Annotated in this window: 19 protein-coding genes; 2 read left to right on the forward strand and 17 right to left on the reverse strand. The window is 61.3% G+C overall.

Going from position 1 to position 18,867, the window contains the following annotated elements:
• Positions 1 to 72 precede the first annotated feature (72 nt).
• The 10 genes from EN949_RS02705 to gcvA all read right to left on the reverse strand — a co-directional run bounded on the left by EN949_RS02705 (position 73) and on the right by gcvA (position 12,732).
• Positions 73 to 2,601, reverse strand: a complete 2,529-nt coding sequence (locus tag EN949_RS02705) for a toll/interleukin-1 receptor domain-containing protein (RefSeq protein WP_127365444.1) — start codon at positions 2,599 to 2,601, stop codon at positions 73 to 75.
• 130 nt (positions 2,602 to 2,731) lie between these two features.
• The gene (locus tag EN949_RS02710; protein WP_063169748.1) at positions 2,732 to 4,318 is read right to left on the reverse strand and encodes an FGGY-family carbohydrate kinase; all 1,587 of its coding nucleotides are present in this window, start codon (positions 4,316 to 4,318) and stop codon (positions 2,732 to 2,734) included.
• Positions 4,315 to 4,998: an HAD family hydrolase gene (locus EN949_RS02715; RefSeq protein WP_013528419.1), complete on the reverse strand. Its 684-nt coding sequence runs from the start codon at positions 4,996 to 4,998 to the stop codon at positions 4,315 to 4,317. Before EN949_RS02715 ends, EN949_RS02710 begins: the two co-directional genes overlap by 4 nt.
• Before the next feature lie 15 nt (positions 4,999 to 5,013).
• Entirely contained in the window at positions 5,014 to 6,492 is a 1,479-nt protein-coding gene (locus EN949_RS02720) for a mannitol dehydrogenase family protein (protein ID WP_127365443.1), read from the reverse strand.
• Positions 6,493 to 6,638: 146 nt separating this feature from the next.
• A complete protein-coding gene (locus EN949_RS02725) occupies positions 6,639 to 7,409 on the reverse strand; it encodes an L-iditol 2-dehydrogenase (RefSeq protein WP_013528417.1) in 771 nt (256 codons plus the stop codon).
• Between the two features lie 2 nt (positions 7,410 to 7,411).
• Complete coding sequence (locus tag EN949_RS02730; RefSeq protein WP_013528416.1) at positions 7,412 to 8,410, reverse strand: ABC transporter ATP-binding protein; 999 nt, start codon at positions 8,408 to 8,410, stop codon at positions 7,412 to 7,414.
• Between the two features lie 49 nt (positions 8,411 to 8,459).
• Complete coding sequence (locus tag EN949_RS02735; RefSeq protein WP_013528415.1) at positions 8,460 to 9,284, reverse strand: carbohydrate ABC transporter permease; 825 nt, start codon at positions 9,282 to 9,284, stop codon at positions 8,460 to 8,462.
• Between the two features lie 11 nt (positions 9,285 to 9,295).
• Positions 9,296 to 10,168 (reverse strand): sugar ABC transporter permease, encoded by an 873-nt coding sequence (locus EN949_RS02740; RefSeq protein ID WP_013528414.1) that lies wholly within the window; start codon positions 10,166 to 10,168, stop codon positions 9,296 to 9,298.
• A gap of 123 nt (positions 10,169 to 10,291) precedes the next feature.
• Positions 10,292 to 11,602 carry a sugar ABC transporter substrate-binding protein gene (locus EN949_RS02745; protein ID WP_013528413.1) on the reverse strand — a complete coding sequence of 437 codons (1,311 nt, stop codon included), beginning with the start codon at positions 11,600 to 11,602 and terminating at the stop codon, positions 10,292 to 10,294.
• 224 nt (positions 11,603 to 11,826) lie between these two features.
• Positions 11,827 to 12,732, reverse strand: coding sequence for a transcriptional regulator GcvA (gene gcvA / locus EN949_RS02750; protein ID WP_013528412.1), 906 nt, complete (start codon positions 12,730 to 12,732; stop codon positions 11,827 to 11,829).
• Between the two features lie 110 nt (positions 12,733 to 12,842).
• Between gcvA and EN949_RS02755 the strand changes: the two genes are divergently transcribed.
• Positions 12,843 to 13,028, forward strand: coding sequence for a hypothetical protein (locus EN949_RS02755; protein ID WP_063170431.1), 186 nt, complete (start codon positions 12,843 to 12,845; stop codon positions 13,026 to 13,028).
• A 37-nt stretch (positions 13,029 to 13,065) separates the two neighbouring features.
• Here EN949_RS02755 and EN949_RS02760 read toward each other — a convergent pair whose 3' ends face one another.
• Entirely contained in the window at positions 13,066 to 14,025 is a 960-nt protein-coding gene (locus EN949_RS02760; RefSeq protein ID WP_013528410.1) for a sugar-binding transcriptional regulator, read from the reverse strand.
• Positions 14,026 to 14,284: 259 nt separating this feature from the next.
• On the opposite strand from EN949_RS02760, the gene EN949_RS02765 reads away from it, so the two are divergent.
• Positions 14,285 to 14,917, forward strand: a complete 633-nt coding sequence (locus tag EN949_RS02765) for an HAD family phosphatase (protein ID WP_063170969.1) — start codon at positions 14,285 to 14,287, stop codon at positions 14,915 to 14,917.
• Between the two features lie 40 nt (positions 14,918 to 14,957).
• Here EN949_RS02765 and EN949_RS02770 read toward each other — a convergent pair whose 3' ends face one another.
• The 6 genes from EN949_RS02770 to EN949_RS02795 form a co-directional block, all read right to left on the reverse strand.
• Positions 14,958 to 15,725 (reverse strand): class II aldolase and adducin N-terminal domain-containing protein, encoded by a 768-nt coding sequence (locus EN949_RS02770; RefSeq protein WP_063170970.1) that lies wholly within the window; start codon positions 15,723 to 15,725, stop codon positions 14,958 to 14,960.
• Between the two features lie 77 nt (positions 15,726 to 15,802).
• Positions 15,803 to 16,447, reverse strand: a complete 645-nt coding sequence (gene ureG / locus EN949_RS02775) for an urease accessory protein UreG (protein WP_013528407.1) — start codon at positions 16,445 to 16,447, stop codon at positions 15,803 to 15,805.
• Entirely contained in the window at positions 16,444 to 16,884 is a 441-nt protein-coding gene (locus EN949_RS02780; protein ID WP_127366074.1) for a DUF3995 domain-containing protein, read from the reverse strand. The genes ureG and EN949_RS02780 overlap by 4 nt, the downstream gene beginning before the upstream one ends.
• Positions 16,881 to 17,552, reverse strand: a complete 672-nt coding sequence (locus tag EN949_RS02785) for an urease accessory protein UreF (RefSeq protein WP_063170432.1) — start codon at positions 17,550 to 17,552, stop codon at positions 16,881 to 16,883. The genes EN949_RS02780 and EN949_RS02785 overlap by 4 nt, the downstream gene beginning before the upstream one ends.
• On the reverse strand, positions 17,545 to 18,132 hold the full coding sequence (gene ureE, locus EN949_RS02790; RefSeq protein ID WP_063169755.1) for an urease accessory protein UreE: 588 nt from the start codon (positions 18,130 to 18,132) through the stop codon (positions 17,545 to 17,547). Before ureE ends, EN949_RS02785 begins: the two co-directional genes overlap by 8 nt.
• 103 nt (positions 18,133 to 18,235) lie before the next feature.
• Complete coding sequence (locus tag EN949_RS02795; protein ID WP_013528402.1) at positions 18,236 to 18,829, reverse strand: hypothetical protein; 594 nt, start codon at positions 18,827 to 18,829, stop codon at positions 18,236 to 18,238.
• Positions 18,830 to 18,867: the final 38 nt, after the last annotated feature.

Genomic DNA, 18,867 nt, shown 5'->3' on the forward strand with positions numbered 1-18,867 from the left:
TGGCTTATCTCTGGCGGGCGCGCTCGATTGCGACCGCCTACTAGGTCGGAAACAGCATAATTCACCGCTCACTTAGCGATATTGCTTTGACCAGTCCTTAAGCCATTGCGGAACCCCAGCCGGGGCGTAGGCAATGGCATTCACCAACGAACGATACAACCGCTTTTCTATCCCGCTTGCGCCACCAAATCTCATCCCTATCTCGTTCTTGGCCTCGACGAACCGGTTTTCGGCGATCAGACAATCGACCTCTAACTCGTCTGCATATCGGAAAGCATCTGTCTCAGAATCGCCCATTGTTCTAATTTTCGCGATGTCAGTTCTTGCGCGCTTTAAATCATGAGAGCGCACATACATCTGCGCCCGTCGAAAGTAAGCCTCCAAGCTAACTTCATCTCCAGATATTAAATTAGCCAGAATCGAGATGGCCTCCACCTGCTTACTCTGTCCATAGAGCCGACGTGAGTTCCTAACTTTATGAAAAAGAAACCCGCCGGCGGTGCAAATCGCCTCCAAATCGGAATTCAACTCAAATATTTCCTTACTATTAACTTTAAGTCCCTGCTGCGCCATTCCCTCAAGTGATTCTACCAAAACATCCAAGATATAAGGATTATCTGGCGACCGGTTATAGGCGGCGCGAGCAAAGGGCTCCGCTTCAGCAAAGCGCCCTAACCTGCACAAAACAGAGGATAATTCTCTGTTAATATGATAGTTTTCTTTGTCGAGTTGAGAGGCAAGTCTAAATTTTTCCTCTGCGACATCATATTTGCCTTTACGTCGCGCCCGAAAACCTTCGATAAAAAAGCCAACCCGTTTAGACGTATTTGTCCCATAGGCCCGGAGTTTATCCAGTATACCGTTCACCCGAAGATCGTCCGGATCCAGCCGAGTAATCGCAAGCCCCAAGAGTCTACTCGCCTCGATTTTCGCGTCCATACTAAGCTGAGCGTCTCCCTCAAGTGCTTTCTGACAGAACTCTATACTCCGTCGAAAATTGCCCTTGTCATAGTAATCGCGGCCGACACGCAAAAAATGCGATGGCAATATCAAAGCAGAAACAAACCCAACTCCGCTGCCGCTGCGAAGAATTTCAGGAATTGCACTGTCCAGAAATGAGATCGACAAACTTTCGGAGGCTTCATACTCCTTAATAGCTGCTACAATGCGCTGCCCAACCGATCCAAGCCAATCGTCGGCTCGACCAAATCGCTTATCGCGTCGAACCGCGTCGCGAATTGGAGGTGACAGTGTTATCATTCGATCCTTACGCTCTATACAACAGAAGTCCTCCAGTTTTCTTACTGATTCGGTTAGAAGGTTAGCATCTACCTCCAAAGCCGCCAGAAGAAATTCGAGATCGCAATATCTATATTCATGTAAAACCGCAACAATATCGGCCTCTAACGTCGAAAATTGTATGCGTTTCATAAAATCATGGCCGCGCTGAGATTTTATCTCAATAACATCTGACGGATTCGCTAGAAAAACGTCGAATCCGTCGGCAGCTATGAACGAAACAACCAAATTTATGTTGTATGGATGCCCATCGGTAAATTCACATGCCTTGCGGACCTCGGCTTCCGTAAAGTCGATGTCCAGTTCCTTCAGCTTTAAGCACAGAAGCTGATAAACGGTCTCATCTGAGAGGCTGGGAATCCTGATATGGAACGATCGAGGATATCGCTGCTTCAAGGCGTGACGCATCATCCTTGCTTGGATAAAGGAAAGCGTCGGGCGCGCAATGTCGGAAAGTTCGTTGAAAATTAATGGAAAGTGCGGGTGATAGTCACCGTCGTCTTGGAACACTCCTCCGTCATCAACAAATACAGGAAGAGTGTCTGCTTCGGCCAGTTGTCGTATGTATTTAGAAACTTCCTTTATCTTATCACTGTCTGAAAGGTCTTTAAACGCCAAAAACGCTTCGCCTGCAGTAAGTGGATTATATATTTCCCACACATCATAGAGTTTACGATATAGCTCAGTTATCGACTCGTATTCGTCCAGGGGAATTTCGATAAACGCCGCGTAGTTTCTGGGCGCAACGGAACCCAGGGACTTTCGTAGGAATGTCTTTCGCCCCACGCCATGATTTCCAACAACGTGAACGGCGATGGGTGACGAAGCCTTTGGCTTGGCCAGCGCTTGGCGGAAGTTAAGTTCTTCACCATCGCGACCGAAATAGAAGTCGCTTATCACTCCTTCCTTCAGGGAAAGTTCCATGAGAGTGGCGTCAATTCTCCTAGAAATCTGTTTTGGAGAACGCAGATGCTGGGCTACATTTATTCCCTTTAACCAACTAGGCAGGCTGCTATAGGATGTTCCATCGATAGAAAAGATCAGAACATCCTTTATTCGGCCGGCACTTCTGGCCTCCAACGCAGCGCGTATTTCCTCGTTTATAAATGTCGACCGAACTGAATTTTCCGAAAGGAGGATCACAAATAGAGACGATCGCGCCAAAGCCTTCCTAATGGCGGCGCTATTCAACGTAAAATCAAACGTGTATTCGTCATACTCACATCGGAGATCACCAATTTCGGCCGCTATCTGAGACGCAAATATTTTGTCTTTACTGCTGTGTGAAATAAAGGCCTTCATGGCGCCTCTCTTTAAGAGATTTGGAGGGTGTGCTCGATGTGCTTCCGACTGAAGTAGCTATGTATGCAAACCACCTGGTGCACAAGCTTTTCCCGAGTTCCTTCCGCGGATTGCAATCTGCGCAGCCTGTCTATCTTATCGCGTCCAGCATCCGCCGCTGGCGGTGCATCTCGAGGAAAACCTTATAGTCGCGGTCGAAACGCCCTGATGATTTCGGGTTCGACGCGCGCGTCCTGCCGCCTTGCTGCATGGCAAGACAGGCCGCGTTGAGGTCGGGAAACAGCCCGGCCGCGGTGGCGGCGATCATGCCGGTGCCGAGCAGCACCGCCTCGTCGGCCAGCGGCTCGATCACCGTGCAGCCGGTGGCGTCGGCATAGAGCTCCATCAACAGCGGGTTCTTGGTGTGGCCGCCGGTGACGTGCAGCGTATCGATCAGATAGCCGTTCTCGTTCAGCGCCTCCAGCACGTGGCGCACGCCGAGCGCGATGCCGACGGCGGTGCGCCAGTAGAGCTTGCACAGGCTGTCGAAGGAGGAGTCCAGCGTCAGCCCGCTGACGACGCCGACGGCATGCGGATCGGCGAGCGGTGAGCGGTTACCATGAAAATCGGGCAGCACATGCAGCCGCGCGGCAAGGTTGTCGCCCTCGGTGGCGCGCAGCTCGGCGACACGCCTGGCGATCTTCGCATGCATGGCGGCATCAGGCTCGCCGCCGGCGCCGTGCCAGCGGATGATGTGGTCGAGCAGGGCGCCGGTCGCCGACTGGCCGCCTTCCGACAGCCACAGCCTGGGCAGCGCCGCGCCGTAATAGGGACCCCAGACGCCGGCGAAGGGCTGCGGATCCGGTGACATCGCCATGACGCAGCTCGACGTGCCGGCGATCAGCGCCAAATGCCGGCCGATGTCCTGTTGGTCGCCGGCAAAGCCGCCGAGCACGCCAAGCGCACCGGCATAGGCATCGATGACGCCGGCGCCGACCCGGCATTTCTCGCTCAGCCCAAGCTCGGCCGCTGCCTGGGCGGTCAGTTGGCCAATATAAGCGCCGACCGGGCTGGCCTTTTCCGGCAAATTGCCGTGCTCGAAAAGATCGCCGAGGCCGACGAGCGCAAAGAAGTCGCGCCGCCAGCCGGCCTCTTCATGCGCCAGATAGGTCCATTTGGCGGTCAGCGTGCATTGCGAGCGGGCCAGCGAACCTGTCGCTTGCCAGGTCAGGAAATCGGTGAGATCGAATAAATAGCCGGCTTCATTCCAGGTCTCCGGCAAATTGCGCTTCAGCCACATCAGCTTCGGTGTCGCCATTTCCGGCGACATGACGCCACCGACGTAATTCAGCACGGCATGGCCGCTTGCCGTGCATTCGTCGGCCTCCGCGATGGCGCGGTGGTCGAGCCAGACGATGGTGTCCCAGCGCTTGTCGCCCGTGGTCGAGACGCTGAGCTGGCCGCCTTGCCGGTCGCGCACCACCAGCGAACAGGTGGCATCGAAGGAGATGCCGACGACCTCCTCGGCAGCTATGCCGGCCTTTTCGCGGGCAGCGCGCACGGCGGCGCAGACGGCCGACCAGATATCGCGCGAATCATGTTCGGCGTGATCGGGCTTCGGCTGGTTCATGGCGATCGGCCGCTCGGCGCGGCCGAGCAAGGTGCCGTTGGTGTCGAGAATGCCCGCGCGAGCGCTCCCGGTGCCGACATCGACCGCGCAAACGAACTGTTTCGTCAAGATGCTCTGTCTCTCGCTCCCAGGCCTGCAATCAGATCGGGCAATTGCAGCATGTCAGCGAATATAAAGTCCGGTTCACTCGACGCAAGCCGCGCTTTCAAGGTCGGGTTGCCGGCATGCGAGCCGCCGGTGAAGGCAAACACGCGCATCCCCGCCGCCCGCGCGGCAATGATGCCGGCCGGGCTGTCCTCGATGACGAGGCATTTGCGTGGATGGGCCCGCATGCTGGCGGCAGCATGCAGGAACAGGTCCGGCGCGGGCTTTCCCTTGGCCACCATGGTGGCACTGAACAGGTGCGGTTCCATCAGCCCAAGCAATCCGGTGACGTCGAGCGCGTAGCGGATGCGGTCGAGCGTGCCCGAGGACGCGACACAGAACGGCAGCCCAAGCTTCGGCAGCATCTTCTTGACGCCGGCGATCGGCTTCAGCTCCTCGCGGAATTTGCGCATCAATTCGACGCGCATCTCGGTCAGGTGCAGGTCGGTGATATCGAGCCCGAAGTCGCGGCCGAGGATCTCGCGCACGCTTTTCATGCTCCTGCCAAGGAAATGCTCGTAGGCGGCATCCTCACTGACGCTGCCGCCGGCAAGCCTGACCATGCCGAGCAGCGCCGAGACGGAGAGCGCCTCGCTGTCGACCAGCACGCCATCGCAGTCGAAAATGACCAGTTCAGGCGTCATGGCCGAGAATGGCTCTCAGAGCTTGCCGGCGAGGTAGCGCGTCAGCGTGGCGCGCGCGCCATTCGCCCACAGCACGTTGAGCGCATGGGCAAAGGCCTCGACGAACGCCGTTGCGCGGCCGACATCGCCATAGATGTCCTCCATGGCGAGCCAGGCGGCGGGAGCGTCCTTTGCTGCCTTTGCCGTCGCCTGTAGCCGGTCCCAACTCGGGTCGTTGGGCTCGATGACGGCGCCGCTGTCCGTCGTGCCGAAGCAGTAGCGGCACCACAATGCCGATTCCAGGGCCAGGCCGGCGACGCTTTTCCCAGCCTTCAGCCGGTCGGCGATGGTCGGGATGATGAACTTCGGCTGGCGATTGGAGCCGTCGAGGCAGAGCCGGCGCACCGTGTCGCCGATCTTCGGGTTGGAGAAGCGGCTCTCGATGAGCTGGTAATAGTCTTCCAGAACCGTGTCCGGCACCGGCGGCACCGTCGGGATGATTTCGTCCCGTTCGAGCTTGGCCAGAAAACCGCTCACCAGCGGCTCCTGCATCGCCTCATGCACGAAATGGATGTCCATCAGGCCGGCCGGATAGGCGATCGCTGCATGGCCGCCATTGAGGATGCGGATTTTCATCAGTTCATAAGGCGCAACGTCTTTGACGAACTGCACGCCGACCTTTTCCAGCGGCGGCCGGCCATCGGTGAAATGGTCCTCCAGCACCCACTGCCGGAACGGCTCGCAGAACACCGGCCAGTTGTCCTCGAGGCCGAAATCCTTGGCCAGGATGCCGCGCTCGCGGTCGGTGGTGGCCGGCGTGATGCGATCGACCATGCCGTTCGGAAAGGCGACATGCTCGCTGACCCAGTTCGCCAGATCCTCGTCGATCAAACGGGCCAGGCCGATGACGCCATCCGAGGTGACATGGCCATTGTGGGGAATGTTGTCGCACGACATCACGGTGAACGGCACGGTGCCTTCATCGCGGCGGCGCATCAGCCCGGCAAGGATGATGCCGAACACCGTCTTCGGCGTGGCGCCGGCCTGCGCGTCGGCGACGATGTCGGGATGGGTCGGGTTGAACACGCCGGAGGCCGGGTCGATGAAATAGCCACCTTCGGTGATGGTCAGCGAAACGATCTTGATCGCCGGGTCGGCAAGCCGTTCGATCACACCGGCCGCATCGCCAGGCATCAGGAAGTCGATCATCGCGCCGGTGACGCGTGCGCTCATATGGCCGCTATCCTGCTCGACCACCGTGGTGAGCCAGTCCTGCTCTTCCAGTTTGCCGCGACCGATCTTTTCGCCGTCGAACACGCCGGCACCGATCAGCGCCCAGTCATGGCCGATGCCCGCATTGAACAGATCGTCGAGATAGACGGCCTGATGCGAGCGGTGGAAATTGCCGACGCCGAAATGCACGATGCCGGCCTTCAGCGTCGCGCGGTCATACTTCGGACCTGCGACGTTGGCGGGCAGCTTGGAGAGGTTAGAGGACGAGAGTTTCACGGTCATCTGTTTTACCCTTTGGCCGGGTTTCGGCCTTCGTTACGCTCCTCTCCCCGTCGGGGAGAGGATAAGGGGTGGCACTTGCTACGCGCCCGCTGAAGTCGGCCTCTGCTCCCCGCGGAGGGACGAGGAGCAGAGGCCGTCCCCCGCCCTCAACTCATCCACTGGCCGCCATCGACATTGTAGGTCTGGGCGACGATGTATTCGGCGTCGCTGCTGGCGAGAAACACAGCCATGCCGGTGAGGTCCTGTGCCGTGCCCATGCGGCCATACGGCACCGCCTCGCCGACCAGCTTCTTCTTCTCGCCCCTCGGCCGGTTCTCATATTTGGCGAACAGCGAATCGACATGATCCCAGTGCTCGCCGTCGACGACGCCAGGGGCAATCGCGTTGACGTTGATGCGGTGCTTGATCAGGTCGAGCCCCGCCGACTGGGTCAGCGAGATGACGGCGGCCTTGGTGGCGCAATAGACGCCGACCAGCGCCTCGCCGCGCCGTCCGGCCTGGCTCGCCATGTTGATGATCCTGCCGCCCTTGCCTCGCGCGATCATCGAGCGGGCGGCTGCCTGCAGCATGAACAGCGTGCCGGCGACATTGACGGAAAACAACTTGTCGTAGCTTGCCCTGGTGATTTCGACGATCGGCGCCAGGTCGAACAGGGCGGCGTTGTTGATCAGGATATCGAGGCCACCGGTCTTCGTCTCGACGGCTTTCACTGCCGCCTCGATCGAGGCGAGGTCGGTGACGTCGAGCTTGACCGCATAGGCCTTGCCGCCAATCTCTGCGGCGGTCTTCTGCGCAGCCTCGAGATTGATGTCGGCGATGGCGACGGTTGCGCCTTCGCCGGCATAGGCTTCGGCGAAGGCTCTGCCGATGCCGCGGGCCGAACCCGTGATCAGCGCGGATTTGCCGGCCAGTCGCATGTTCAGATTGCCTTTCCGTCGGCGCCAAAGCGATGCAGCTTGGCCTTGTCTGGTGTCAGGTAAATGGTGTCGCCGTGATGGACGCCGAGTTCGCCGTCGGCGCGCACGGTCAGCGGACCGACGCCGTCGGCCTGGACGTGCAGGAAGGTGTCGGAGCCGAGATGCTCGGCGACGCCGACGACCGCCTTCCATTCGCCCGCCGTGGTCGAGATCTCCAGGTGTTCGGGACGGATGCCGATGGTCTTGGCGCCGTTTTTGGCAGCCGGCGCGCCCTCGATCAGGTTCATCTTCGGCGAGCCGATAAAGCTGGCGACGAACAGGTTCTTCGGCGTCTTGTAGAGCTCCATCGGCGAGCCGACCTGCTCGATGTTGCCGGCGTTCAGCACGACGATCTTGTCGGCCATGGTCATCGCTTCAACCTGATCGTGGGTAACGTAGATCATGGTGGTCTTGAGCTGATGGTGCAGCTCGCTGATCTCCAGCCGCATGGTGCCGCGCAGTGCCGCATCGAGATTGGACAGCGGTTCGTCGAACAGGAAGGCGGTCGGCTGACGCACGATGGCGCGGCCGATCGCGACGCGCTGGCGCTGGCCGCCTGAAAGCTGGCCGGGCCGGCGTTCGAGATAGTTGGTCAGGTTGAGCACGCGCGCCGCGTCTCCCACCTTCTTGTCGATGGTCGCCTTGTCCTCACCGGCCATCTTCAGCGGGAAGCCGATGTTCTTGGCCACCGTCATGTGCGGATAGAGCGCGTAAGACTGGAACACCATGGCGAGCTTGCGCTTGGCCGGTGCCTCGCCGGTGACGTCGCGGCCGTCGATGTTGATGGAGCCGCCGCTGGTGTCCTCGAGCCCGGCGATCAGGCGCAGCAGCGTTGACTTGCCGCAACCCGACGGGCCGACAAAGACGACGAACTCGCCATTCTCGATCACCAGGTCGAGACCGGGGATGATGGACGTCGCTCCGAAGGATTTCGAGACGTTCTTGAGCGTGATGTTTCCCATGGTTTCCTCCCCGAGGGGTTATTTCTGCCGATTGCTTCGGGCAATTCCGTTATTTCACCGCACCAAATGTCAGGCCGCGCACCAGCTGCTTCTGGCTGAACCAGCCCATGATCAGGATCGGCGCGATGGCCAGCGTCGAGGCGGCCGAAAGCTTGGCCCAGAACAGGCCTTGCGGGCTTGAGAACGAGCTGATGAAGGCGGTCAGGGGTGCGGCTTCCGTCGTCGTCAGCCGGATCGTCCAGAACGCCTCGTTCCAGGCCAGGATGATGTTGAGCAGCATTGTCGAGGCGATGCCCGGCACCGCCATCGGCGTCAGCACATAGACGATCTCGTTCCACAGCGATGCGCCGTCCATGCGCGCCGCTTCCAGGATCTCGCCAGGGATTTCGCGGAAATAGGTGTAGAGCATCCACACCACGATCGGCAGGTTGATCAGCATCAGCATGATCATGAGGCCGATGCGGCTGTCGAGCAGGCCTGTGTCGCGGAAGATCAGGTAGATCGGGAACAGCACCGCGACCGCCGGCATCATCTTGGTGGACAGCATCCACATCAAGATGTCCTTGGTCCGCTTGGTCGGCGAGAAGGCCATCGACCATGCCGCCGGTATGGCGACCAGCAGGGCCAGGATGGTCGAGCCGACCGAGAGCAGCACCGAGTTGAAGAAGAACTTGAAGTAGCCGCTCTGTGCCTGGACCTCGGTATAGCTCTCGAACGTTCCCGACGGGATGATGCTGAAGCCCTGGATGGCTTCCTGCTCCGACTTGAACGAGGTGATGATCGTGTAGAGGATCGGGAAGAAGATCAGCAGGGCGACGATCCAGGCGGCAACCGTCGCGATCGTCTTGTGCCGGGTGGTGACTGAGCGTGCCATCGTAGCCTCCCTTACTTGTCCAGGTTCTTGCCGACGGCGCGCATGGCGAAGAAGGCAACGATGTTAGCGAGAATGACGGCGATCACACCGCCGGCGGATGCCTGGCCGATTTTGAACTCCAGCAACGCCTTCTGGTAGACGAGGAAGGGCAGGTTGGTGGAGGCGTATCCCGGGCCGCCATTGGTGGTGACGAGGATCTCGGCATAGACCGAGAGAAGGAAGATCGTCTGGATCAGGATGACGACCGTGATGGCGCGCGACATGTGCGGCAGCGTCAGATAGATGAAGCGGCTGATGAAGCCGGCGCCGTCCATCTCGGCGGCTTCCTTCTGCTCGCCGTCGAGCGACTGCAGCGCGGTCAGAAGAATGAGCGTCGCGAAGGGCAGCCACTGCCAGGCGACGATGATGATGATCGCCAGCATCGGATGTTGCCCGAACCAGTCGATCGGCTGGGCCCCGAAGAAGCGGGCTATATCGGCGAACACCCCGTATTGCGGGTGCATGATCATGTTCTTCCAGACCAATGCGGCCACCGGCGGCATGACGAAGAACGGCGAGATGACGAGGATGCGCACGATGCCCTGGCCCCACATCGGCTGGTCGATCAGCAGCGCCAGAAGGATACCGCCGATCACCGTGATCAGGAGCACGCTGACCACCAAGGTGAGCGTGTTGAGGATCGACTGCAGGAAGGCCGGGTTGGAATAGAACAGCGCGTAATTCGAGAAGCCGACGAAGCCGTCGCGGATCGGATTGAGCGGGTTGTACTGCTGGAAGGAGAACCAGATGGTGATGACCAGCGGCACGATCATCCAGACGAACAGCAGCACCACGGATGGCGCCATCATGAAACGGGCAAGCGAACGGGTCTGCTGAGTAGCCATGACGGTCACCCTCACTGGTCAGACGGAATTTTCAAAAGGCGTTAAAGGCGGCCGCCCGAACTGGGAACTCGGGCGGCCGTTGCCGGTCAAGGAGGCGACCGGCAGTCGGCACCGGGAGGAGCCTTACTTGATGTATCCGCCCTCGGTCATTGCCGCGGTGGCAGCGTCCTGGGCCTGCTTCAGCGCGTCGTCGACGCTCGACTGGCCGGCAAGCGCCGCCGAGAAGAGCTGGCCGACGGTGGTGCCAAGGCCCTGGAACTCAGGGATGGCGACGAACTGGACGCCGACATAGGGCACCGGCTTGACCGTCGGATGTGTCGGATCGGCGGCATTGATGGAGTCCAGCGTCATCTTGGCGAACGGAGCGGCCTTCTGGTACTCGGCATTGGCGTAGAGCGAGGAGCGCGTGCCCGGAGGAACGTTGGCCCAGCCTTCCTTCGAAGCGACGAGCTCCGCATAGTGCTTGCTGGTCGCCCAGGAGACGAACTTCTCGGCGGCATCCGCTTTCTGCGTGCCGGCGGGGATGGCCAGCGACCAGGCCCACAGCCAGTTGCCGCGCTTGCCCAGGCCATTGTCGGGCGCCAGCGCATAACCGACCTTGTCGGCGACGGTGGAGTTCTTCGGGTCCGAAACGAAGGACGCGGCGACCGTGGCGTCGATCCACATGCCACATTTGCCCTGCTGGAACAGCGCCAGGTTTTCGTTGAAGCCGTTGGAGGAAGCCCCCTCGGGGCCGTCGGCCTTCATCAGGTCGACATAGAACTGCAACGTGTTCTTCCATTCCGGCTGATCGAACTGCGGCTTCCAGTTCTCGTCGAACCAGCGGGCGCCGAAGGAGTTCGACATGGCGGTCAGGAAAGCCATGTTCTCGCCCCAGCCGGCCTTGCCGCGCAGGCACACGCCGTTCACGCCATTGGCGCGGTCGGTCATCTTGTCGGCGGCCTGCTTGATGAAGTCCCAGGTCGGCGCGTCGGGCATCTTCAGCCCGGCCTTGTCCATCAGGTCCTTGCGGTACATGACGAAGGAGCTTTCGCCGTAGAAGGGCGCGGCATAGAGCTTGCCGTCGACCGAAAGGCCGCCAGCAATGGCCGGGATGATGTCCTTGGCGTCGTAGTCGTCGCCGAGCTTGTCGAGCGGCAAAAGCCAGCTCTGCTTGGCCCAGATCGGAACCTCATAGGTGCCGATGGTCATCACGTCGTACTGGCCGCCCTTGGTGGCGATGTCGGTGGTGACGCGCTCGCGCAGCACATTCTCTTCGAGCGTAACCCAGTTGAGCTGGATGTCGGGGTTCGCCTTGGTGAAGTCCTCGGTCAGCTTTTGCATGCGGACCATATCGCCATTGTTGACGGTGGCGATGGTGATGGATTCGGCGTGTGCGGCGAACGCAAGCGTGCTGGCCGACAACAAGCCCAGGGTGAGCGTGCGAAGTTTCATCAAATTCCTCCCTTGAACCAAGATGAGCATTTGCCTTGGCTTTGGGCAATTACTCACTTGGCGTGAATTATGTCAAGTCGGATTCGATGCTGCAGCGCAGCACCCGGGCGACACCGCAGGCCGGGACGAGCGGAAATTGCCAGGACGAAGAGCGTCCCGGCCGGATACAGTGCGGCAACAGCGGATGGATCTGCGAGACCAGGTGCAGCCCGCAAGCTTGCCGGTCAGCAGGCGATCTCGGCCAGCAGCCAGTCGCGGAAGGCACGGATCTTCGGCACGTTGCGGCGCGCTTCGGGGTAGACCAGCCAAAAGGCATGGCCGTCGTCGCCAACCAGATCGAAAGGCTGGATCAGGCGCCCACCGGCAAGTTCCGCCTTGAACAGCGCCCTGGTCAGGATCGCGACGCCATGACCGGCGATCGCCGCGTTGGCCTCATAGGCCTGCGCGCCCATGCTGCTGCCGGGCCGTTTGGCGAGATCGTGCGAGTGCACGCCGGCAGCCTCGAACCATTGCGTCCACCAGATGTCGCCGGGATCGAGGATCGGCAGCCGCAACAGGTCCGCCGGTTCCCTGACGCCGCCGATGCTTGCCGCGAGCTTCGGGCTCAGCATCGGCGTGAAATCGGCATCGAGCAGCTTGTAGGCTTCCAGCCCCGGCCATTTGCCGCCGCCCGACCGGATGGCGAGGTCGACATCCTCGCGGGCGAAATCCGTCAGCCGGCTCGATGTTTCGAGCCGCACGGCAAGGGAGGGATGAGCGATCTGGAATGAGCCCAGATGGTGCGCCAGCCAGTTCGAGGCAAAGGTCAGCACCGTCGTGACGCACAGCAATCCGTCGGCGCCGCCACGCGCCGCCGCATAGGCCTGGCCGAGAATGGCGAAGGCCTCGCTGACCGCTGGCGCAAGGCGCTGTCCAGCCTCGGTGAGTGCGATCTGGCGCGGCCGGCGCAGGAACAGCGGCGCGCCGACCCGTTCCTCCAGCACCTTGATCTGATAGCTGACCGCCGCTTGCGTCATGGCAAGTTCCTCGGCCGCCTTGGTGAAGGAAAGATGCCGCGCCACCGCTTCGAACACCCGGATCGCCTGCAGCGGCGGAAGCTGTGAAACCTGCCGAGAGCTGAGGTCCGGCATAAAGCCTCCTTATGGGTCCTTATCGACGTTCGATTGGCAAAGGCCGCCGTCAAGACCGACATTTCCAGTCAACCCGTCATTCGGGTTCAGGATAGCGAAGGTTGACGATCATGACCATGGCGCAGCAAAAATGCACTTCCGCACCCGATCATCGCTGGTTTTCGTGGCTGACGGATGGATTCGGCTGGTTCGCAGCCAAAAAACGGGCACATCTCGACATCAGGGACCTGTCGCCGCATCTGCAGCGCGATCTCGGTTTTCTCGATGGCAACGACCATTTCGGGCGGCACAGCTAGCGCGGTTGGTTTTATCGCAAATCAGTTGTGCTTCCGGTCAGATGCTGGCGAGCAGCGCGGCGGCGGTCCGTTCATCGGTGATGAGGCCGTTGATCAGCCGCCGGTTCGCGGCCGCCAGAATGCCCGGCAGCTTTCGTTCTCCCATCGCCAGTGCGATGACCAGCGATTTCTCGCGTGACGGCAGCGACGCCGACGACACCCGGTCGTTGGTGATGCCCTCGATCATGCGGCCTTCCCTATCGAACACCCAGCCGACGATCTCGGCGATGCCCCCGGCCTTCTGCAGCGCCTTCAATTCGCTCTCCGAAATGAAGCCGTCCTCGTAGAGCGGCGCCTTGGGGCCGAGGTCGCCGATGCCGATGAAGGTGACGTCAGCCTCGGCGGCAAGCGCAAGCGTCGGCTGGATCATCGGCTGGTTGAGCAGCATCTCGCGCTCCTCCGGCGACGAGGCGATGACCGGCAGCGGCATCGGAAACGAACGCGCCTTGACCCTGTCGGCCATGGTGAAGATGACGTTGTAGAAAGCGGCCGAGCCGTCCGGCGAGATGTTGCCGGTCAACGACACCACCTTGTGCTGCGGGCATTCCATCGGCGGCAGCTGCTCGATCGCCGCCTTCAGCGTGCGCCCGGTGCCGATCGCCATGACGATCGGGGTCGGTGAACGCAACCGTCGCTCGATCTCGGCGGCAGCCGCCTCGGCGATGCCGATCGTGGTCGAGGACGAGTTGGGGTCGCTCGGCACCACTTCGACCAGATCGAGCGCAAAGCGCGATCTCAGCCGTGCCGCCAGATCGAGGCAGTTGGCGATCGGATGGTCGACGCGAACCTTGATCAAGCCCTCCGACACCGCCAGCGATACCAGCCGCTGCGCCGTTTGCCGCGAGATGCCAAGCGTCGAAGCGATCTGGTCCTGTGTGTTGCCGGCAACATAATAAAGCCAGCCGGCGCGTGCCGCATCGTCCAGCCTGTTGCTGCCACCATCCTGCCGGCTATTCAAAGTCCTGCCTCCCGAGACCGCCGGTCATAAGAGCGGCCCATGCCCACTTTCGCAGGGAACGGCCTGCTGCGCAATTGTCAAATCTCGGGGGCAATTGCTTGCTGTCCCTCGGCGTAGGCACGGCCCAGTTTTTCGTCTCCCACGATGTCTGTCTCGCCAAAGAGACTTGGCTGCGGTCCCGGCAGGCGGCACGTTCTTGCGCTCCGAAGGTTTATCTCCCGGCTCAAACCCTTTAAGGGATGGCAAAAAGGAGCCTCGCATGACGCCGAAAGCGGTTTTCTGGGACATGGACGGCACGCTGGTCGACAGCGAACCGCTGCACGAAGCTGCCCTGGTGGCGGCGATGCGCAATGTCGGCCTTGTCCCGCCGGACGATCTGCATGAGCGCGTGCTCGGCGTCGCCGCCTGGCCGGTCTACGAGATGATGCGCGACGAGTTCGGCCTGGACCTGCCTTTCGACGACTGGATCTTGCGCAAATACGAACACTACCTGCCGCTGGTGGAGAGCTTGAAGCCGCGCCCCGGCGCGATCGAGATCTTCAACGAGCTGCGTACAAGAGGCATCCAGCAGGCCGTGGTCTCGAATTCGGACCGGATGATCGTCGACGCCAATCTGAGCATGGTCGGCCTGATCTACCCCGGCATGAAGACGATCAGCCGCAACGACGTGCGCGAAGGCAAGCCGCATGCCGAGCCATTCCTGCGCGCCGCGTATCTGGCCGATGTCGACCCCGCGCAGGCGGTGGCGATCGACGATAGCTGGCCGGGTGCCATGGCGGGACTGGCGGCGGGAATGAAGACGATCTTCTGGCCGGAAAAGCCGATGGAAGGCCCGCCCGGCGCCATCGTCATCAACAGCGCCGAGGAATTGGGGAAAGAGCTGGGGCTCTGAGGAAAACCGCCTCCCCGCATAGTGACGGGGAGAAGGGTCCTCAGCTCCGATAAACCGGTTCCTGCTCGTCGAGGATCGCCTTCAACTCGCTGAGATGGCGTTCGGCCTGGCCGGGGTAATCGTCCATCTCGCTCGCCGCCTTTTCGGCGATCGCGTCAGAAAGCGTGCGCAGCGGGCGGCCGGTCCACAGCGCCTTGATGTATGTCTCGGCGGCGCGTTCGAAATAGAACATGCGGTTGAAGGCATCGGCGACCGTGTCGCCGATGACCAGCACGCCGTGATTGCCCATCACCATCACCTTGACCTTGGGATCGACGAGAAGCTGCGAGCAGCGCTCGCCCTCCTCCTCGAAGGCCAGCCCGCCATAGTGCGCGTCGACGACATGGCGGTTGAAGAACATCGCCGAATTCTGGTCGATCGGCGGCAATGTCGAGTCAGCGAGCGATGCCAGCACCGTGGCGTGGATCGAGTGCACATGCATGACGCAGCGCGCGTGACGCACATTGCGATGGATGGCGCCATGCAGCCCCCACGCCGTCGGGTCGGGCGCATTGGGGCCGGAGAGCGTTTCCGGATCGTTGGCATCGATCATCAGAAGGTCGCTCGCCTTGATACGCGAGAAATGCACCTGGTTGGGGTTCATGAGGAATTGTGTGCCCTCATCATTGACGGCCAGCGAGAAATGATTGGCCACCGCCTCGTGCATGTTGAGCCGCGCCGTCCAGCGGAAGGCGCAGGCGAGATCGACGCGCTCCTCATAGTAGGGCAGGTTGGTCAGCGTTTCCTTTTGCAGACGGGCAAGGCTCATCGAAAAATCCTCCGGTTTCGGCAAGAATGCCGTGGCCAGCCCATTCCCGCAACCGGTTTTGGTTGGTGCAGGGATGCTCACGCCGCCGTGCTGGCAGCGGCAGCGCCGGCTCGCAGGCCGCCATGCTCGATGATGAAATCGATCACCTCCTGCAGTCCCTTGCCGCGCGACAGGTCGGTGAAGCCGAACGGCCGCTTGCCGCGCATGCGGCCGGCGTCGCTCTCCATCACGTCGAGGTTGACGTTCACGTAAGGAGCCAGATCGCTCTTGTTGATGACCAGGAAATCGGAGCGGGTGATCGCTGGCCCGCCCTTGCGCGGAATCTCCTCGCCCTGGCAGACCGAGATGACATAGAGCGTCAGGTCGGCGAGATCCGGCGAGAAGGTGGCGGCAAGGTTGTCGCCGCCGGATTCGATGAAGACGATGTCGAGGTCCGGGAATTTCCTGTTCATCTGCGCGATCGCCTGCAGATTGATCGAGGCATCCTCGCGGATCGCGGTATGCGGGCAGCCGCCGGTCTCGACACCCATGATGCGGTCCTCGGGCAGCGCCTGCAGCCGCGCCAGCATCATGGCGTCTTCCTTGGTGTAGATGTCGTTGGTGACGACGGCGATGGAAAACTCGTCGCGCAGCGCCTTGCACAGTTTTTCGGTCAGCGTCGTCTTGCCCGAACCGACCGGGCCGCCAATGCCGACGCGCAGCGGACCATTTGTCTGTGTCATACGGGAAACTCCGTGATGGCGAGGATGGCAAAGCCGAGCCCGATCAACAGGCACAGCGGCGAATAATAGCGGACATCGAGCCGCGCGAAAGGCTGTTCAGGCGTCAGCCGCCGCCACCATGGCGTGAAGCCGGCTATGCCGCGCCCCAGGAACACCAGACCGATGAGCAGCGACGTGGCGGCGAGACCCTCCTTGGGGAAGGGTGAAGCGAAGACTCCCATGAGCGCCAGCGGCCATAGTGTCGCCAGGCACAAGCACGCGGCAACGGCGGAACTGGCAAACGGCGTCGGCATCTCATCGACGCCGCGAAAGCCGACCACGGCGCGAGCGCAGGAGGCTGCGTCCTGGCCCGGCCAGATGCCGCCAAGGCCCCAATAGACATGCAGAACGGTGATCAGCAGCAGGACAAAGGATAGCGAGAAGGCGAGAAAAATCATGAGCGGAACAGTCGCGAATATTGGGTTTCATGCTTCATCGCCATGACATCGGAGACGAAGGCGCAGCCACCGAGATCGTCGAGTGTCGAGCGCGCGGCGCGGCTTGCGGTCGCCAGGGCCAGCGGCTCGAAGCCGGCTAACAACGTGGTCGCGCCGCTCTGGCCGACGATGCCAAGCCGGATCGCTGCCTGCACAAGGTTGGAGAAGAAGGTTTGCAGGAAGGCTGACAGCGCATCCTGAAGCGCGATGCCGTTGCCACCCGCAATGGCGCCGACGGCGACGCAATAGGCGCATTCGGCCGGCAGGCGCTCCAGCACCGGATTAGGCCAGGCGGCCGCCGCTTTGAGGAAGGCTCCACCCTGGAGCATGGTCTCGGTATGGCGTTCGCGCGAGCCGGCCAGGGCTTCGGCGAGTGCCGCCACTTCATCGAGATCACCGGTGCCGCATGCTCGGCGCCAGCTCTCGGCGAACAGCACGGCGTCGTTCCAGCCCGAGCCCATCTCGACCAGCGTCTCCAGCCAGCCGGCGAGGCTTCCGGCATCGGCAACCAACCCGTCATGCACCGCCCGCTCGAGACCATGGCTGTAGGAAAAGCCGCCGACCGGAAAGGCAGGCGACAGCCACGCCATCAGCCGCAGCAGGGCGATGTTCGAAGGCTGGTCAGTCATGATCGTGGTGATGGCCGGCATGACTGTGCGAATGGGAATGCGCTTCGCCATGAGAATGGCTGTGCGCTTCGGCGTGCGCATGCGCATGGCCGTGATCGTGGCTTTGCCCAGCATGGCCGGAATAGGCGCCGCGCACCGGCTTGAACGGTTCGGAAACGTCGGTCACGGTGGCGCCCAGCCCCTCCAGCATCGCCTTGATGACATGGTCGCGCAGGATGAGGATGCGTCCGGCCTCGATGCCTGCCGCGAGATGGCGGTTGCCGATATGCCAGGCGAGTTCGGCCAGATGCACGCCATCGCGGGCGCGGATGTCGTAGACCTCTTCCGGTGCCGCGATGATCTCGATATGGCCGCCATTCTCCAGCACCAGCCGGTCGCCATCGTTCAAGGCGACGGGTTCGGGCAGGTCGACCAGCACCTTGCTGCCGTCGGCAAGTTCGATGGCCCGGCGGCGCAGATGCCGCTCGTCATGGGCGAGAATGGCCCGGCCGGACGGTAGGGTGGTTCCGGCAGCGCCGGCGGACAGCACCGAGACGACGCGCGGGAATTTGGTGAAGTCGGTGTTGAGGTTGAGTTTCATTTCATGGATTTCCCATTTGCTTGTGCCCGCACACGCGCGATCCAATGGCCTTGTACATGTCGAACCCTGCCTTTCCCCAACAAAGCTAGATCATCGCGTTCGTTCAGACGATGGTGTCGAAGAGCCGCAGGATGAACGATATCTGGTAGATAAGCGCCGCCGTGACAAAGGCGATGTGGAAGCGGCGGTCGCGCACCAGGATCGCGATGATGCAGAGCGCGACGAAGACCGGCGTGCGGAACAGATACTCGCTGCCGAAGCGGGCGAAATGCTCCGGACCCTTCAGCAGCGTGTCGACCACGTCGAGCAGATAGGTCGCCGCCAGCAGGCCGAAGAACCACGCCCGGCGCGAATAGAAGAAATCCTCGTAGCTGGTGTAGTCCAGCATCGAATCGGGAAACAAAAGCGCGCACAGCAGGAACAGCGTGATCGCGTAGAAGATGATGAACAAATATTTGCCGAAGGTCCAGGTCTCGACGGCGTAGAGGCCGAACTCCCACCACCAGAAATGCACCAGCATCAGGAGCACTGAGACGACCCAGGCCAGATGCACGGTATAGAGCTTGTACTGGCCGGGATGCTGGACGATGCGCGCCACCCCCGACAGCAGGCGGGCGACACCAAGCCCGATCACCATGCCCATGACGATGCGGATGTGCGGGAAGATGTCGTGGGCGGAAGCGATTTCGGTGGTCATGCTCGATCACAATGCAGCTGTTGGTTGGCCGCATAGTG

The organism is Mesorhizobium sp. M7A.F.Ca.US.007.01.2.1 (assembly GCF_003998165.1).
GTDB lineage: Bacteria > Pseudomonadota > Alphaproteobacteria > Rhizobiales > Rhizobiaceae > Mesorhizobium > Mesorhizobium ciceri.

Coding starts and splice junctions, on each gene's coding strand:
- EN949_RS02705 (WP_127365444.1), bottom strand. CDS start 2,601: ATGAAGGCCTTTATTTCACACAGCAGTAAAGACAAAATATTTGCGTCT.
- EN949_RS02715 (WP_013528419.1), bottom strand. CDS start 4,998: ATGACGCCTGAACTGGTCATTTTCGACTGCGATGGCGTGCTGGTCGAC.
- EN949_RS02720 (WP_127365443.1), bottom strand. CDS start 6,492: ATGACCGTGAAACTCTCGTCCTCTAACCTCTCCAAGCTGCCCGCCAAC.
- EN949_RS02725 (WP_013528417.1), bottom strand. CDS start 7,409: ATGCGACTGGCCGGCAAATCCGCGCTGATCACGGGTTCGGCCCGCGGC.
- EN949_RS02730 (WP_013528416.1), bottom strand. CDS start 8,410: ATGGGAAACATCACGCTCAAGAACGTCTCGAAATCCTTCGGAGCGACG.
- EN949_RS02735 (WP_013528415.1), bottom strand. CDS start 9,284: ATGGCACGCTCAGTCACCACCCGGCACAAGACGATCGCGACGGTTGCC.
- EN949_RS02740 (WP_013528414.1), bottom strand. CDS start 10,168: ATGGCTACTCAGCAGACCCGTTCGCTTGCCCGTTTCATGATGGCGCCA.
- EN949_RS02745 (WP_013528413.1), bottom strand. CDS start 11,602: ATGAAACTTCGCACGCTCACCCTGGGCTTGTTGTCGGCCAGCACGCTT.
- gcvA (WP_013528412.1), bottom strand. CDS start 12,732: ATGCCGGACCTCAGCTCTCGGCAGGTTTCACAGCTTCCGCCGCTGCAG.
- EN949_RS02755 (WP_063170431.1), top strand. CDS start 12,843: ATGACCATGGCGCAGCAAAAATGCACTTCCGCACCCGATCATCGCTGG.
- EN949_RS02765 (WP_063170969.1), top strand. CDS start 14,285: ATGACGCCGAAAGCGGTTTTCTGGGACATGGACGGCACGCTGGTCGAC.
- EN949_RS02770 (WP_063170970.1), bottom strand. CDS start 15,725: ATGAGCCTTGCCCGTCTGCAAAAGGAAACGCTGACCAACCTGCCCTAC.
- ureG (WP_013528407.1), bottom strand. CDS start 16,447: ATGACACAGACAAATGGTCCGCTGCGCGTCGGCATTGGCGGCCCGGTC.
- EN949_RS02780 (WP_127366074.1), bottom strand. CDS start 16,884: ATGATTTTTCTCGCCTTCTCGCTATCCTTTGTCCTGCTGCTGATCACC.
- EN949_RS02785 (WP_063170432.1), bottom strand. CDS start 17,552: ATGACTGACCAGCCTTCGAACATCGCCCTGCTGCGGCTGATGGCGTGG.
- ureE (WP_063169755.1), bottom strand. CDS start 18,132: ATGAAACTCAACCTCAACACCGACTTCACCAAATTCCCGCGCGTCGTC.
- EN949_RS02795 (WP_013528402.1), bottom strand. CDS start 18,829: ATGACCACCGAAATCGCTTCCGCCCACGACATCTTCCCGCACATCCGC.